The 15,942-nt window shown below is 72.0% G+C and carries 12 protein-coding genes; 6 read left to right on the top strand and 6 right to left on the bottom strand.

Annotated features, from left to right (window positions below; all coding sequences use genetic code 11):
- Positions 1-158 precede the first annotated feature (158 nt).
- On the bottom strand, positions 159-2,579 hold the full coding sequence (locus ADK55_RS09695) for an ABC transporter family substrate-binding protein (RefSeq protein ID WP_053677081.1): 2,421 nt from the start codon (positions 2,577-2,579) through the stop codon (positions 159-161).
- A 357-nt stretch (positions 2,580-2,936) separates the two neighbouring features.
- On the opposite strand from ADK55_RS09695, the gene ADK55_RS09690 reads away from it, so the two are divergent.
- The 6 genes from ADK55_RS09690 (at position 2,937) to ADK55_RS09665 (ending at position 9,770) form a co-directional block, all read left to right on the top strand.
- Positions 2,937-3,164 carry a hypothetical protein gene (locus ADK55_RS09690; protein ID WP_053677080.1) on the top strand — a complete coding sequence of 76 codons (228 nt, stop codon included), beginning with the start codon at positions 2,937-2,939 and terminating at the stop codon, positions 3,162-3,164.
- A gap of 123 nt (positions 3,165-3,287) precedes the next feature.
- Entirely contained in the window at positions 3,288-4,112 is an 825-nt protein-coding gene (locus ADK55_RS09685) for a hypothetical protein (protein ID WP_053677079.1), read from the top strand.
- A gap of 1 nt (position 4,113) precedes the next feature.
- Positions 4,114-6,030, top strand: coding sequence for a fumarate reductase/succinate dehydrogenase flavoprotein subunit (locus ADK55_RS09680; RefSeq protein WP_053677078.1), 1,917 nt, complete (start codon positions 4,114-4,116; stop codon positions 6,028-6,030).
- Complete coding sequence (locus tag ADK55_RS09675) at positions 6,027-6,800, top strand: succinate dehydrogenase/fumarate reductase iron-sulfur subunit (RefSeq protein WP_053677077.1); 774 nt, start codon at positions 6,027-6,029, stop codon at positions 6,798-6,800. Before ADK55_RS09680 ends, ADK55_RS09675 begins: the two co-directional genes overlap by 4 nt.
- Positions 6,801-6,870: 70 nt before the next feature.
- Positions 6,871-9,003 (top strand): TPM domain-containing protein, encoded by a 2,133-nt coding sequence (locus ADK55_RS09670; RefSeq protein ID WP_053677076.1) that lies wholly within the window; start codon positions 6,871-6,873, stop codon positions 9,001-9,003.
- 47 nt (positions 9,004-9,050) lie between these two features.
- Positions 9,051-9,770 carry a PspA/IM30 family protein gene (locus ADK55_RS09665; protein WP_053677075.1) on the top strand — a complete coding sequence of 240 codons (720 nt, stop codon included), beginning with the start codon at positions 9,051-9,053 and terminating at the stop codon, positions 9,768-9,770.
- 68 nt (positions 9,771-9,838) lie between these two features.
- On the opposite strand, the gene ADK55_RS09660 is transcribed toward ADK55_RS09665, so the two are convergent.
- The 5 genes from ADK55_RS09660 to ADK55_RS09640 all read right to left on the bottom strand — a co-directional run bounded on the left by ADK55_RS09660 (position 9,839) and on the right by ADK55_RS09640 (position 15,818).
- On the bottom strand, positions 9,839-12,457 hold the full coding sequence (locus ADK55_RS09660) for a SpoIIE family protein phosphatase (protein ID WP_420713610.1): 2,619 nt from the start codon (positions 12,455-12,457) through the stop codon (positions 9,839-9,841).
- A gap of 149 nt (positions 12,458-12,606) precedes the next feature.
- The gene (locus ADK55_RS09655; RefSeq protein ID WP_053677074.1) at positions 12,607-13,035 is read right to left on the bottom strand and encodes an ATP-binding protein; all 429 of its coding nucleotides are present in this window, start codon (positions 13,033-13,035) and stop codon (positions 12,607-12,609) included.
- A 216-nt stretch (positions 13,036-13,251) separates the two neighbouring features.
- The gene (locus tag ADK55_RS09650; RefSeq protein WP_053677073.1) at positions 13,252-13,734 is read right to left on the bottom strand and encodes a (deoxy)nucleoside triphosphate pyrophosphohydrolase; all 483 of its coding nucleotides are present in this window, start codon (positions 13,732-13,734) and stop codon (positions 13,252-13,254) included.
- Between the two features lie 37 nt (positions 13,735-13,771).
- A complete protein-coding gene (locus ADK55_RS09645) occupies positions 13,772-13,966 on the bottom strand; it encodes an SPOR domain-containing protein (RefSeq protein WP_053677072.1) in 195 nt (64 codons plus the stop codon).
- 160 nt (positions 13,967-14,126) lie between these two features.
- Entirely contained in the window at positions 14,127-15,818 is a 1,692-nt protein-coding gene (locus tag ADK55_RS09640) for a purine-cytosine permease family protein (protein ID WP_053677071.1), read from the bottom strand.
- Between the last annotated feature and the right edge of the window lie 124 nt (positions 15,819-15,942).

The raw sequence follows: 15,942 nt of genomic DNA, 5'->3' as shown, positions 1-15,942 counted from the left end.
CACAAGGTGTTCTACAGGGTGTTCACGCGGGTCAACGGGTATCGACGACCTTGCCCGCCGGGTGTCCGGCGGGCAAGGGACTTGAGTCACTTCTGAGCTTGTGACCCGTGGGTCAACCTTCCGAACCCCCCTTTGTCACCACTTCTTCTCCCCGCGTCCTACTTCTTCTTGTTCTCGTCGCCCTTGGCCGGGGCGGCCTTCTTCCAGCCGATGTCCTGGAAGCGGGGGGCGCCCAGGCCGAAGGCGCCCGCGTTCACCAGGTTCGGTTTGACGGCGACCAGCTCGGGGCGCTGGTACAGCGGGACGGAGCCGGCCGCGGCCCAGATCCGGGCGTCGGCCTTGCGCATCAGCTCGCGGGACTGGTCCTCGTCCAGTTCGCCGACCGCCTGGTCGAAGAGCTGGTCGATGTGGTCCGTGCCGACCCGGGTGTAGTTCTGTTCGACGAGGAGGGATCCGTCGGCGGCGGGCTCCGGCTTCGCGAAGATGGGCCGGGCGTCGGTGGCCGGGTAGGCCGTCGCCGGCCAGGAGTACAGGGCCAGGTCGTACTGGCCCGAGGCGATGTGGTCCTTGAAGAAGCTCTCGTCCGCCACCTTGGTCAGCTCGGTGTTCACGCCGAGCTTGCGCAGCATCTGCGAGATCCGCTCGCCGACCGCCCGCAGGGCCTCCGAGCCGGGGCCGGAGGGAAGGACGAAGCGCAGGGTGAGCGGCTTGCCGTCCTTGGCGAGCACGCTGCCCGAGGTGTGGGCCTGCTTGGCCGGGGCCGGGCTGGCCTTGGCGGGCTCCTTGTCGTCCTCGCCCTCCTCGCCGTCGAGGGTCGGGCCGCGCTTCCCGTCGTCCTGCGCCTGGTCCTCGGTCCCGGCTTCCTCCTGGGCCCGGGCCTGGGCCTGCGCCTGACCGAGCAGGGTCTTCTCCTGCGCGGCCGCGAACGGGGCCGGGGCCAGCACCGGGGAGGGCCGCTCCTCGGCGTCGGGTGCGGAGGCGTCCGCGTCGACGACCTCGCCGTCCGGCAACCGACCCTCGGGCAGGTCCCACTCGCGTTCGCCGTCGGCGTCCTCGTGGTCGCCGGGCGCGCGCGCCGGCGCCTTGGCGTCGCCGGCCTTCCCGTCGTCCTGGCCGACGATGTAGAGGCCGTCGTTGCCGGTGCCCGGGCCCGAGGGGGTCTTGCCGTCGTCCTGCCCGGGGGCCGTCTTGTCGCTCTCGGGGCCGGCCTTGGTGCCCAGCGGCGCGGTGAGCTTGCCGCCCGGGCGCCATCCGGCGTCGGCGAGCAGGGCCTGTGCGGCCCGGGTGTCCTGGCCGCCGAGCGCGTCGCTGTTGTCGGCGTACGCGCGCTGCCCCGCGAGCGCCAGGTGGCTGCCCACCGGCTTCGCGGGCAGGCCGAGCGGCTTCAGCACGATCTCGGCCAGCGCCTTGCGGTCCAGGGCGCGGGCCACGGCCCGTCGGACCCGCTCGTCGGCGAGGGGGCCGGAGGCGCCGTTCATCGCGAGCTGCGTGTAGGCGGGCTCCAGCGACTTGCGCACCGTGAAGGAGCGCAGGGCCACCTGCTCGTCCGCGTACTTCGTGACCGCCTCCGCGTCCTTGCGGCGGGTCTCCTGTTCGGCGGCGGCCTTGCTCTCGTCCTGCCCGTACGCCACCGCCCAGGACAGGGTCGCCTGGGCGGCCGTCTCGGAGGTGCCCGGGCCGTGCGCGCCCTTGGCGCCCGAGGCGCGGCCCCCGTCGCGCAGGGCGAGGGCGATCCGGTCGGCGCCGGCGCGGTCGATCTCCGCCATGTCGAGGCGGCCGGCGGCCAGGGCGGCCGGGCGTTCGGCGCGGGGCACGGCCGTGAGGACCAGTGTGTCCAGCTTGGCGGGGCGACCCCACCAGCGGGCGTTGCGGGTGAGCGCCACCGTGCCGGTCTTCTTGTCGACGGCTCCGAGGTTGAAGGGTCCGGCGGTCACCTTGAGGGCGCCGCGGGCGCCTTCGTTGAAGGCCTCGGGGGTGCCCGTGACCTGCTTCGGATAGAGCGGGCTGAAGAGGGAGCGCCAGTCGGCGTAGGGCTTGGCGAAGGTGACCTTGACCTCCAGGTCGGTCTTGCCCCGCTCGATCTTCTCGATGCGCTCGTAGCCGGCGTTGCGGGCGGTCCAGTACGCCGAGTCCTTGCCGTTCAGGGACCTCCACTGGGCCACGAAGTCGGCGGCCCCGATCTCCCGGCCGTCGCTCCACACCGCCTGCTGGTTCAGCTTGTACAGCACGACCTGCTTGGGCTCGCGCTCCGTGACCTCGGCCTTCTCCAGGTAGTCCGGGTTGACCACCGGCCGTCCCTTGGCGTCCATGACGAACAGTTGGGGCAGTACCGCCCCGGCGATCCGGCCGGTGGTGGCGTCGGCGTCGGCCTGGAAGGTGTTCAGGGTGTTCGGGAGGTTGTCCACGGCCCAGCGCAGGACACCGCCGTCGACGACCCGGTCGCGGGTGGTCGTCGCGATGTCCTGGCCCGCGGCGGCCGGGCCGCCGTCGTCCTCACCCGCGCCGCATCCCGCGAGCAGCGGCAGTGCGAGGACTCCCGAGGTCAGGAGCGCCAAGGACCTGCGCCTTCTCTGGGTCATGGGTGGTACCTCCGGGGCGGGGCGTGGGGGTGCGTGAGCAGGGGGGAATTGATCACGTTCGGCGGTATATGGAGCTGATCACACTGGGTGCCGAAGCCCACTGAAATCCACGGCCCCCCGGGTCTCCCGCACCACACCCTCGCCACGCCGCGAACCCCACCCGTGCGGACCAATCGCCCCGGCGCGGCGGGCGCGCGTTCCCCCGGAAGGGGGACGGGGGCGGGGGGGCGGGGGCGCACGGATCAAGCCCTCGCGCCCGCAATCGGTGCACGTGCCTTCACAACCGGGGACGGGAGGGGCGACACTCTCAGGCGCCCGTGAGCACGGCCACCGCACCTGCGGAAGTGAGGGCAAGTCATGTCCCTGCACGATGATTTGACCGCCGTACGACGCGATCTCGACGAGCTTGCCCGCAAGGTCGAGCGGCTGGAGCGCACGGTGGGGCGTCAGGATCCGGGGGGCCGCCGGCCCGCGGCCCCCGACCCGTCCCGGATGGTGACCATCCCGGACGCGCCGTACGACAGCACGCTGTGGACGGACACCGACGACGAGGGTCTCGGCGCCCGCGACCGGCGTGCCCCCTGACCGACCCGGTACCGCGCCGCCCCCGGCGCTTTCCCCGCCGCACGCGCGTCCCGCACCACCCGCGTAGCACCGGCGCACGCCGTGGCGACGACCACTCCCTCATCACTCCACCCGGAGTCCCCCTTGGCCACAGGCACGGAACCATCCCGACAGCGGACCGGCGGGGTCCACGGGCCCTCCCGGGCTTCGATCGCCGCCCGACATCTGCGGACCGACCGGTGGTGGCTGTCGCCCGCCGGCACCGCGGCGGGACTGCTCGCCTTCATCGTCTACTCGACCTGGCGGGCCTTCTCGAACGCCGACTACTACGCGGCCCCGTACGTCTCGCCCTTCTACTCCCCCTGTCTGGCGGAGAACTGCGCGACGATGCGCGGCGGCCCCAACGCGGACCTCTTCGGCAGCTGGTGGGGCCTGTCCCCCGCCCTGCTGATCCTGATCTTCCCGCTCGGCTTCCGGCTGACCTGCTACTACTACCGCAAGGCCTATTACCGGGGCTTCTGGGCCTCGCCGCCCGCCTGCGCCGTCGCCGAGCCGCACGCGACGTACACCGGTGAGACCCGCTTCCCACTGATCCTCCAGAACGTGCACCGGTACTTCTTCTACGCGGCGGTGCCGGTCGCGGGGATCCTCACCTACGACACCGTGCTGACCTTCCGCGACGACCGTTACGAGTGGGGCCACATGGGCCTCGGAACGCTGTTGTTCCTGGTCAACATCGTGCTGATCTGGGCCTACACCCTGTCGTGCCACTCCTGCCGGCACATCATGGGCGGCCGCCTGAAGCACTTCTCCAAGCACCCGGTGCGCTACCGGCTCTGGGGGTGGGTGAGCCGGCTCAACACCCGTCACATGCAGCTCGCGTGGGCCTCGCTGATCAGCGTCGCCGCGTGCGATTTCTACGTCTACCTGGTCGCCGGCGGCGCCCTCACCGACCCGAGGATCTTCTGACATGGCTCAAGTCGACCGACAGCAGTGGGACGTGGTCGTGGTCGGTGCGGGCGGCGCCGGGCTGCGGGCCGCGATCGAGGCCCGCGAACGGGGCGCCCGTACGGCCGTGATCTGCAAGTCCCTCTTCGGCAAGGCCCACACGGTGATGGCGGAGGGCGGGATCGCCGCCTCCATGGGCAATGTGAACGAGGGCGACAACTGGCAGGTGCACTTCCGTGACACCCTGCGCGGCGGCAAGTTCCTCAACCAGTGGCGCATGGCCGAACTGCACGCGAAGGAAGCACCAGACCGGGTCTGGGAGTTGGAGACCTGGGGCGCGTTGTTCGACCGGACGCCCGACGGGAGGATCTCCCAGCGCAACTTCGGAGGACACGAGTACCCGCGCCTCGCGCACGTCGGCGACCGTACCGGCCTGGAGCTGATCCGCACCCTCCAGCAGAAGATCGTCCAGCTCCAGCAGGAGGACTTCAAGGAGTTCGGTGACCACGAGGCCCGGCTCAAGGTCTTCCAGGAGTGCACGGTCACCCGCGTGTTGAAGGATCGCAGCCTGAAGGACGGCGGGAAGGTCTCGGGGACCTTCTGCTACGAGCGCGAGAGCGGACGCTTCTTCGTCCTGGAGGCGCCGGCCGTGGTACTGGCCACGGGCGGGATCGGGAAGTCCTTCAAGACCACCTCGAACTCCTGGGAGTACACGGGCGACGGTCACGCGCTGGCCCTCCTCGCGGGCGCGCCGCTGCTGAACATGGAGTTCGTGCAGTTCCACCCGACCGGTATGGTCTGGCCGCCCTCGGTGAAGGGGATCCTCGTCACCGAGTCGGTGCGCGGCGACGGCGGGGTGCTGCGCAACAGCGAGGGCGAACGGTTCATGTTCGACTACGTCCCGGACGTCTTCAAGGAGAAGTACGCGGAGTCCGAGGAGGAGGGCGACCGCTGGTACGAGGACCCGGACCACAACCGGCGCCCGCCGGAACTGCTGCCCCGCGACGAGGTGGCGCGGGCCATCAACTCCGAGGTCAAGGCGGGCCGCGGCTCCCCGCACGGCGGGGTGTTCCTGGACGTCTCCACCCGGATGCCCGCCGAGCGGATCAGGCGGCGACTGCCGTCGATGTACCACCAGTTCAAGGAGCTGGCGGACGTGGACATCACGGCCGAGGCGATGGAGGTCGGCCCGACCTGTCACTACGTGATGGGCGGGATCGCGGTCGAGTCCGACACCGCGGCCACCCTGGGGGTGCCGGGCCTGTTCGCCGCCGGCGAGGTCGCGGGCGGCATGCACGGCTCGAACCGGCTGGGCGGCAACTCCCTCTCCGACCTGCTGGTCTTCGGCCGGCGGGCCGGGCTGCACGCGGCGGCGCACGCCGCCTCGTGCGCCGAGCGCCCGGCCGTCTCCCAGGCGGAGATCGACGCGGCGGCGCGGGAGGCGCTGGCCCCGTTCCACGCCGCGGAGGGCGCGGAGAACCCGTACACGCTCCACCAGGAGCTCCAGACGACCATGAACGACCTGGTCGGGATCATCCGCCGGGCCGGCGAGATGGCCGAGGCCCTGGAGCGGCTCGCGGGTCTGCGGGCGCGGGCGGCGCGGGCCGGGGTCGAGGGCCACCGGCAGTTCAACCCGGGCTGGCACCTGGCGCTGGACCTGCGGAACATGCTGCTGGTCAGCGAGTGCGTGGCCCGGGCGGCCCTGGAACGCACCGAGAGCCGCGGCGGGCACACCCGCGAGGACTGCCCGTCGATGGAGCGGGACTGGCGGCCGGTGAACCTGCTGTGCCGGCCGGTGGAGCCGGCTCCCGCCGATCCCGCGGCCGACCGGATCGAGCTGACGCGGGTCCGCACCGAACCCATCCGTCCCGACCTGCTCGCCCTGTTCGAGAAGGACGAGCTGGTCAAGTACCTCGCCGAAGAGGAGCTCTACGAGTGACTGACTACGACGCCCACTTCCGGATCTGGCGGGGCGACGCGGAGGGCGGGGAGCTGCGGGACTTCACCGTGGAGGTGCACGACGGGGAGGTGGTCCTGGACATCGTGCACCGGCTCCAGGCCACCCAGGCGTCCGACCTCGCGGTCCGCTGGAACTGCAAGGCGGGCAAGTGCGGCTCGTGCAGCGCGGAGGTCAACGGCCGGCCGCGACTGATGTGCATGACCCGCATGTCCGTCTTCGACCGCGAGGAGACGATCACGGTCACCCCGCTGCGGGCCTTCCCGGTGATCCGGGACCTGGTCACGGACGTGTCGTTCAACTACGAGAAGGCGCGCGAGGTGCCGGCCTTCGTGCCGCCGGAGGGGGTGGCCCCCGGCGCGTACCGGATGCGGCAGGTGGACGTGGAGCGCTCGCAGGAGTTCCGCAAGTGCATCGAGTGCTTCCTGTGCCAGGACACCTGTCACGTGGTGCGCGACCACGAGGAGAACAAGACCTCCTTCGCCGGTCCGCGCTTCCTCATGCGGGTGGCGGAGCTGGACATGCACCCGTTGGACGCGGCCGCCGAGGCGGGCCTGGACCGCAAGCGCACGGCCCAGGAGGAACACGGGCTGGGCTACTGCAACATCACCAAGTGCTGTACGGAGGTCTGCCCCGAGGGCATCAAGATCACGGACAACGCGCTGATCCCGCTGAAGGAACGCGTGGTGGACCGCTCCTACGATCCCCTGGTCTGGCTCGGGAACAAGATCGGCCGGCGTTCGAACCGGTAGCGGTCGCGTGCGTGCGATCCGGTGATCACTCCGGGTGCGGGGGCAGGAAACCGCCCATACGCTCCGAAATGTGACTCCGCCGAAGAGACGCACCACCGCCGGGCCGGCAGTACGGGCCGCACTCGCGCTCTGCGCCGCGCTGCTGGCGGTCGGCGGGTGGGGGGTGTCGTCGGCGCCGCCCGCCCGCGCCGACGATCCCGTGACGCTGTCCAAGCAGGGGCAGATCACCGACCGGGTCGGGGCGCTGGGCGACCGCGCGCCGGCCGTCGTCTCCGCGCTGGACAAGCTGTACGCCGACCGCAGGATCCAGCTCTTCGTCACGTACGTGCGCGACTTCTCCGGGCGTTCCCCCCAGAGCTGGGCGGACGCCACGGCGCAGAAGAACGGGCTCGGTCAGAACGACGTCCTGCTGGCCGTGGCGACCGGCGACCGGCAGTACGCCTACTCGGCCGACGTGGACTCCGGCTTCACCGAACAACAGCTGGCCTCCGTCGCGAGCACCGCCATCGAGCCCGCCCTGCGGGAGAACGACTGGGCGGGCGCCGCGATCGGCGCGGCCAACGGCTACAACGCCGTCCTGGGCGGCCTGCCCGTGCCCGTGCCCACGCTCACCCCCGGCGAGGCCGATCCGGGCGGGTCCACGAGCGACGAGGGCGCCGGGGACTTCGTCCTGCCGGTGGTCGTCGTCGGCGCGGCGGGCGCGCTCGGCGCGTACGCGTACAGCCGCCGCAAGCGCGGCAAGGGCGCCGGCGCCGGGCGCGGGACGACGACCGGGCCGGGCTGGGGCGGTCAGGGCGGTGCGGCGGCGCCCCTCGCCCTGCCGGACCTCGACGCGCGGGCGAGGGCGCTGCTCGTGGAGACCGACGACGCGGTCCGCACCAGCACCGAGGAACTCGGTTTCGCCTCGGCGCAGTTCGGCGAGGAGGCCGTGGGGGCCTTCACCGGGGCCGTGGAGTACGCCAAGGGCGAGCTGACGCACGCTTTCCGGCTGCGTCAGCAGTTGGACGACGCCTACCCGGAGGACGACGCGACCCGCCGCCGGATGCTGGACGAGATCGTGGCCCGCTGCACGGAGGCGAACCGACGGCTCGACGCCGAGACGGCCGACTTCGACCGGTTGCGGGACCTGGAGAAGAACGCCCCGCAGGCACTGGAGACCGTCGAGGCGCACTTCCGCGCGCTGACCGGCCGGACGACCACGGCCGTGGCCACCCTGACGGCGCTGACGGGTCGGTACGCGGACTCCGCGGCTGCCCCGGTCGCCTCCAACCCGGAACAGGCCAAGGACCGGCTGCTGTTCGCGACGACCAGCCTCGGCGAGGCGCGGGCCGCGATCGACGCCGGCGACAACGGCAGGGCCGCCGTCCACGTCCGGGCCGCCGAGAGCGCCGTCGACCAGGCGACGACCCTGGTGGACGCGGTGGAGCGGCGGGCGCGGGAACTCGCGGAGGCGGCCGGGAAGCTGCCCGTGGCGCTGAGCGAGACCGACACGGACCTCGCGGACGCCCGCGGTCTGCTGACGGGTACCGCGCAGGGGACCTCGACGGCGGACCTGCGCGGGCGGATCGGCCGCGCCGAGTCGGTCCTGGCGGACGTGCGGCGGGAGCAGGCGGCCGGCCGGTACGACCCGATCGACGCCTTGCGCCGGGTCGAGGAGGCCGACGCGGCCCTCGACGAGGCCCTCGCGGGGGCCCGTGAACGGGAGAGCGGCCGGCAGCGGGCGGCGGGCCTGCTGGACCAGGCGCTGCTGTCGGCCCGCAGCGCGATCGGCGCGGCGACGGACTACGTCACCACCAGTCGGGGCGCGGTCGGCAGCCAGGCCCGGACCAGGCTGGCGGAGGCGCAGCGCCACCTGGAGCGCTCCCTCGCCCTGACCGGCACGGATCCGGCGGGCGCGCTGGCGGAGGCCCAGCAGGCGGACTCGCTCGCGCGGCAGGCCCAGCAGCTGGCCGAGCAGGACGTACGGGCCTACCAGGACCCGTACGGCGGCGGCGGCCGGCCGCGGCAGGGCGGCATGGGCGGCGCGGTGCTCGGCGGGATCATCCTCGGCGAGATCCTCGGCGGCGGCCGGAACCGGGGCGGAGGCTTCGGGGGCGGTTTCGGGGGCGGCGGGGGTTCCTTCGGCGGGGGCGGCGGCCGCGGGCCGGGCTCCTTCGGCGGCGGCGGCACCCGCGGCCGCATGGGCGGCGGCGGCCGCTTCTGACGTCATCCCACCTCCGTCATCCCACCTCTACCCGGGAGTACAGGCACATGAGCAAGCAGACCATCCTCGGCCGTGTCACCCAGCTCGCCAAGGCGAACATCAACGCGCTGCTGGATCAGGCGGAGGACCCGCAGAAGATGCTGGACCAGCTGATCCGGGACTACACGAGCAACATCTCGGAGGCGGAACAGGCCGTCGCCACCACGATCGGCAACCTGCGGATGCTGGAGGCGGACCACAAGGAGGACGTGGAGGCGGCCTCGGAGTGGGGCGACAAGGCGCTCGCGGCGAGCCGGAAGGCGGACGAACTGCGCGCGGCCGGTTCGGCGGCCGACGCGGACCGGTTCGACAACCTCGCCAAGGTCGCCCTCGGCCGGCAGTTGCAGTCGGAGAGGGAGGCGAAGACGGCGGAGCCGACGATCGCCGCCCAGACGGAGGTCGTCGGCAAGCTGAAGTCCGGCCTGGACTCGATGCGGAACAAGCTGACCGAGCTGACGTCGAAGCGCGACGAGCTGGTGGCCCGCGCCAAGACCGCGCAGGCGCAGAACACGATGATGGACGCGGTGAAGAACATCGACGTCATGGACCCCACCAGTGACCTGAACCGGTTCGAGGACAAGGTCAGGCGCGAGGAGGCCATGGCGCTGGGCAAGCAGGAACTGGCCGCGTCCTCGCTGGACGCCCAGTTCGAGTCCCTGGACGACCTCGGCAAGACCTCGGAGATCGAGGCCCGCCTGGCCGCGCTCAAGGCCGGCCGGGCGGCCTAGGCCCTGTCGGGCCCGGGGCGGGGCGGCCGGCCCGGGCCCGGCCGGGCGGCCCGGGCCCCGGCGCGGGATCAGCCGTACATGCCCAGCAGCTGTTCCGCGGACAGTTCCGCCGGCCCACCGGTTCCGCCGCCCGGCAGGGGCAGCTCGAACCACACCGTCTTGCCGCGGTGGGTGCGGCGGGTGCCCCAGCCGGCCGACAGCAGGCCGACCAGTTGCAGACCGCGACCGCCCTCGTCGGTGTCCCGGGCGCGACGGCGGCGCGGCTGGGCGAGGTTGGCGTCCCACACCTCGCAGACCAGGGTGCGGTCCAGCAGCAGCCGCAGCCGGATCTCCCCCTCCCCGTACCGCAGGGCGTTCGTGACGAGTTCGCTCACGAGGAGTTCCGTGGTGTCCAGGAGCCCTTCCAGCCCCCAGGCGGGCAACTTCGCCCGCGCGAGTTCCCGTGCGCGGCCCACCGAGCGGGCCTCCCTCGGGAGCTGCCAGTCACCGACCGCGTCCACGGGCAGTCCCTGGACCCGGGCCATCAACAGCGCGATGTCGTCCTCCCCGTGCCGGGTGTGCAGCGTGTTCAGCACGTGGTCGCAGACCTCCTCCAGGGGCCGCGACGGGTCCGCGACGGCCTCCCGCAGCCCCCGCAGGCCCTCCTCCAGCGGATGGTCCCGGGACTCGACGAGTCCGTCCGTGTAGAGGGCCAGCATGGCGCCCTCGGGGAGTTCGATCTCCACCTCCTCGAAGGGTTCGCCGCCGACGCCCAGGGGCATCCCCGGGGGGATCTCCAGCAGCAGCCCGGGGCGCGGCGGCGCGCCTTCCTCGGCCGGTTCCACCAGCACCGGCGGCATGTGGCCGGCGTTGGCGATGGTGCAGCGCCGCGTGACCGGGTCGTAGACGGCGTAGACGCAGGTGGCCAGGTAGAGCTCCGAGCGGTCCGCGTCCCGCGAGTGCAGGGCGGCCCGGGAGGCCTGCTGGGATCCGCCGGGCGCCCCGAGTCCGCGCGCGACCTCGTCCAAGGCGCTGAGCACCTCGGCCGGTTCGAGGTCCAGGAGGGCCAGGGTCCGTACGGCGGTGCGCAGTTCGCCCATGGCCACGGCGGCCCGCAGCCCCCGGCCCATGACGTCGCCGACGACCAGCGCGGTGCGGTGGCCGGGCAGTTCGATGACGTCGAACCAGTCGCCGCCGACCTCGGTGGCCGCGTTGCCGGGCAGGTAGCGGCAGGCGATGTCCAGGCCGGCCGCCTCCGGGTCGCCGGGGGGCAGCAGGCTGCGTTGCAGTATCAGCGCCCGTTCGTGCTCGCGCCGGTAGAGCCGGGCGTTGTCGATGCACACGGCGGCCCGCGCGGTCAGTTCCACGGCCACCGCCCGATCCCGTTCGCCGAACGGTTCGCTGCCCTTGGTACGGGAGAACTGGGCCAGGCCGACCACCGTGTCGTGCGCGACCAGCGGCACGACCAGCGTGGACTGCACCAGGTCGTCGGAGCCGCCGCCCTCGATGAGGCGCGTGCGCGCCGTCCGCAGGGCCAGTGCCCCGGGCGAGGCCGCCGGATAGCGGTGGATCTCCCCCACGGCGACCGACGCGCCCGACCCCGACCCCAGGGCGTCGGACACGGCCGAGGCGAACGCCACCCGGCGCAGGGGTGCCGACGGCGCCCGTCCGGTCCCCTGCCCGGGCAGGGAGGGCACCCCCGGTCCCTGCGGCCGGGCGGGGCGGTCGTCGTCGCCGAGCAGCAGCCCCTGGTAGAGGTCGACGGAGGCGAGGTCGCAGAAACCGGGGACGGTGACGTCGAGGAGTTCCCGGGCGGTGGTCTCCAGGTCCAGGGAGTTCCCGATGCGGTGTCCGGCCTCGTTGAGCAGGGCCAGGTTGCGCCGTACGCCGGCGGCCTCGCGGGCGGCGAGGTGCCGACGGGTGACGTCGATGCCGATGCCGGCGACACCGACGGGTCGTCCGGTGCCGCCGTGGACGCGGTAGAGGTTGATGGCCCAGTGGCGGTTGTCCCGGCTGCGCGGGGTGGCTCCGGTGATCCGCAGGTCGGTGACGGATTCGCCGGTCTCCAGCACGCGACGCAGGGCGTCGGACATCCGGTCCGCCTCATGGGCCGGGAGGTAGTCGTGAACCGTCCGGCCGCGGTGTTCCTCGACGGCGCCGCCGAAGACGGTCGCGAAGCGGCGATTGGCGCGCTGCACGGTGAGGTCGGTACCGAAGAGCAGGAAGCCGAAAGGAGATTGACCGAATATCGCCTGTGAGGCCGCCAGATCGGATTCGATGCGTCGCAGCGCGCGCACGTCGACGACGACGCACAGCGCGGCCCGCTCGGCGGTCTCGGTCCGTGTGGGCATCACGTAGATCTCGGCGACGCCGTGCGCGCCGTCGCCGCCGGGGATGCGGAAGGGGATGAGGCCCGTCCATTCCTCGCCGTCGAGGATCTCCGCGACCTTGCGGTGTCCCCCGGCGCGCAGCTCGGGCGGCATGAAGGCGTCGACCGGGTCGCGGCCCACCGCCTGGGCGGGTGTCAGCCCGAACAGTTCCTCGGCGCGCAGGCTCCACTGATCGATGAGCCCGTCCGGGCCGATCGAGAAGGACGCGACCTTTATGTAGTCATATATCGAGCCAGGCGGGCTGGTGTGCCACAGGGCGTCGTGCCACGTCGCCCCGGACACTCGGGCCTGATGTGCCTGCGCAGGTATCTCGCTCACGCGACCGTCCCCTCCAGCTCACCGCAACCGGACCGGCCATGACCGAAGTATTCAGCACCACGGCCCCGGCCCGCATGGCGTTCACGATCACAAAAAGGTCCCGACTGTTTCGAGCCACCCCCGGTGATCGCCGGCCACCCTTCCCCTTGTTACTCACCAGGAAGTGCCAACTCGAACCACACAGTCTTGCCCGACTTCCCGTGCCGGGTCCCCCAACGCTGCGCCGAGACGGACACCAGGTGCAGCCCACGCCCCCCTTCGTCGTCCGGCGTGGCGACGCGTTCCCGGGGTGGATCCGGAAGCGGATCGGAAACCTCCACGAGAAGTGCCGGACTCGCGGCCGCGTCCTCGGCGGCCGAATCGCGTCGTTCGAGCCGGACCCCGATGGGGCCGGAGGCGTAGCGCAGGGAATTGGTGACGAGCTCGCTGACCAGCAGGACGGTCACGTCTCCGACGGAGTCCAGGCCCCAGGCCCGGAGCTTGCCCCGCACGGCGTGACGGGCGGTGCGCACGCTGCCGGGCTCGGCGGGAAAGGCCCACTCGGCGCATTCACCGTCTGTGTCGATCACGCCGATCACTTCCCGGGCCGCGACGACCCCAGTCGGATTCAGCAGGGACGATAGGGGGATGAGATGAAGATGAGATGGTGATTAATAGCGACATACCCGATATTCAGGGCCTCGTACCACTCCTTCCCCATGCCCCGGCCCGCCGTGGCGCATACGGCCTACAGCTCAAGCCTCACAGACCGGGGACCCGGTCGCCCGGCGAGCCGTCCGCGCGCGCCCGCCTGATCAAAGCGCGCGTGCGCCGGCGGGTCCGTCCGCCGGTCCGTTCGCCGTCCCGTCCGCCGGTCCGCGCGCCGGTCCGTCCGCCTGATCGGGGGACGAGCGCAGTCGGCGTCCGATCTCCTCGACCGCCGGGCGGTCCTGGTCGAGCCAGTCCACGGAGTCCAGCTCGTCCGGCCGGAGCCAGCGCAGTTCGTCGTGGTCCTCCAGCGGGGCCGGCTCCCCGGACAGCAGTCCGGCGGTCCACACGTGCAGGACCAGGTCGGGGCGCAACGGCCACTCCCCCGGGAGGCGCTCCAGGGCCTCGGTCTCCACGCCGAGCTCCTCGCGCAGTTCGCGCACCAGGGCCTCGGGGACGGACTCGCCCGGTTCGGCCTTGCCGCCCGGGAGCTCCCACCGGCCGGCCAGCTCGGGCGGCGCGCTGCGGCGGGCGGCCAGCAGGCGCCCGTCACGACAAAGGGCTCCGCCCACGACCACTCGTACAGTCATGGACGGAGCCTATGCCAGTGCGTCGACGGCCCGACGCTCAGTTCCTCGTGGCGGCCTGGCTGCCCTGAGCCACCCGCTCGACCCAGTAGAGCTGCTTGTGTGCTCGGTCGTCGAGACTGTCGATGACCTTCTGGGCCTCGGCCCGGGTGGGGTACCGGCCCACCCGGTAGCGGTTGCCGTTGTCGTCCTGACGTATGACCAGCCATGGGAGCAGGGCACCGCTGTCGTTCATCGCGTTTCACCCTCCGCCGATGTACCTGCCCGGGAAACCGCATTGCGCATATGCCCGAGCTTACGCCCGACCTTTACTGAGCGGATACGGTTTTTCACGAAGAGGTACCTCGCAGGCGTACGCATCCGGCCATGCGTACGGGTGCGCCGTGCGACCCGGCTCAGAACCGGCGCACGACCGGCATCGGAAGCACCACCGCGCCCCCGGCCGCGCCCTCCTTCGCGCCCTTGCGGCAGGCGTCCCCGCAGGTCGCGTCGAGGGAGCAGCAGAGCGAGCAGATCGGCCCGGATTGGACGGGACAATCGGCGATGTCGGGGAGTTCGTACGCCGTCTCACAGACGGAGCAGGTGTGCGTGGCGGTGATGTCCGGGACCTCGACACCGGGGCCGTTCACCCCGTTCGGCCTGGCCAGGTAGTACTTGCCCTTGGTCGCCCAGGCGATCAACGGGCAGAGCACGAGGGACAGTCCGGCGGCGATGAAGGTCGAGAAGGCCTCGGGGCCGGTCCCGAAGAGCCCGAAGAACGCAAGGATCGAGACGGTCGAGGCGATCACCATCGCGCCGAAACCCGCCGGGTTGACCGCGTACAGATAGGCGCGCTTGAACTCGATGTAGGGCGGGCTGAGTCCGAGTCGCTTGTTGATGACGAGGTCGGCCGCCACGGCGGCGATCCAGGCGATGCCGACGTTGGAGTAGAAGCCCAGCAGCTTGCCGAGCATGGAGAACATGTTCAGCTCCATCAGCGTCAGCGCGATGCCGAGGTTGAGGAAGATGTACCAGACGCGGCCCGGGTGGCGGTGGGTGACGCGGGAGAAGAAGTTGGACCAGGACAGCGAACCGCTGTAGGCGTTGGTGACGTTGATCTTGATCTGGGAGACGATCACGAACAGCGCGGCGGCCGGCAGGGCGAATCCGCCGAGCCAGGGCCGCAGGGCCTCGATCTGCGGGGCGATCGGCTCCAGGGCGTGCGTCGTGCCGACCGCTTCGAGCGCGACGAAGGCGAGGAACGCGCCGCCGAGCTGCTTGGCCGCGCCGATGATCACCCAGCCGGGACCTGCGGCGAGTACGGCGAGGTTCCACCGGCGGCTGTTGGCCGGGGTCTTGGCGGGCATGAACCGCAGGTAGTCGGCCTGTTCCCCGATCTGCGCGATGAGGGAGAGCGCGATGCCCGTCCCGAAGCCGAAGCCGATCCAGGAGAAGCCGGAGCCGGCGCCCTCGGTGCCGCCGAAGTCGGCGAAGGCGCCCCAGGAGCCGGGGGCGTGGAAGGCGAGCACGAGGAAGGGCAGCACGAGCCCGATCAACCAGATCGGCTGGGTCCAGGCCTGGACCTTGGCGAGGGCGCCCATGCCCTTGAAGACGATCGGGATCACGATGAGCGTGGTGATCAGGTACCCGACCTGGAGCGGCAGGCCGACGGCCTGGTGCATGGCCTGGGCCATGATCGAGCCTTCGAGGGCGAAGAAGATGAAGGTGAAGGAGGCGTAGATGAGCGAGGTGAGGGTGGATCCGAAGTACCCGAAGCCGGCGCCGCGCGTCACCAGGTCCATGTCCAGGCCGTACTTGGCGCAGGCGCGGGCGATCGGGATGCCGGTGAGGAAGATGATGGTGGCGGCGGCCAGGATCGCGGCGAGTCCGCTGGTGAATCCGTAGGCGAAGACGATGGAGGCGCCGATGGCGAAGTCGGCGAGGTACGCGATCCCGCCGAGCGCCGTGCCGGCGACGGTGCCGGGGCTCCAGCGGCGGAACGCGTGGGGGGCGTAGCGGAGGGAGTAGTCCTCGCGGCTCTCGTCGGCGGCGAGTTCGGCGTAGCTCCGACGGGGCGGCGACTGCGGGGGCGCGGCGGTCTCGGTCATACCGCCGGACGGTAGGGCCGAGATGTGACCCCCCGTCACACGGTGGCGTTGCCCGGGGGTTACGCCCCGGGCCGTCAGGTCACCGCCCGGTTAACGGTCCGGTACGGGCTGTCCGCCTTCCGGT

Origin of the sequence: Streptomyces sp. WM4235 (genome assembly GCF_001279725.1) — a bacterium.
GTDB lineage: Bacteria > Actinomycetota > Actinomycetes > Streptomycetales > Streptomycetaceae > Streptomyces.
This window is presented reverse-complemented; position numbering and strand designations above follow the sequence as displayed.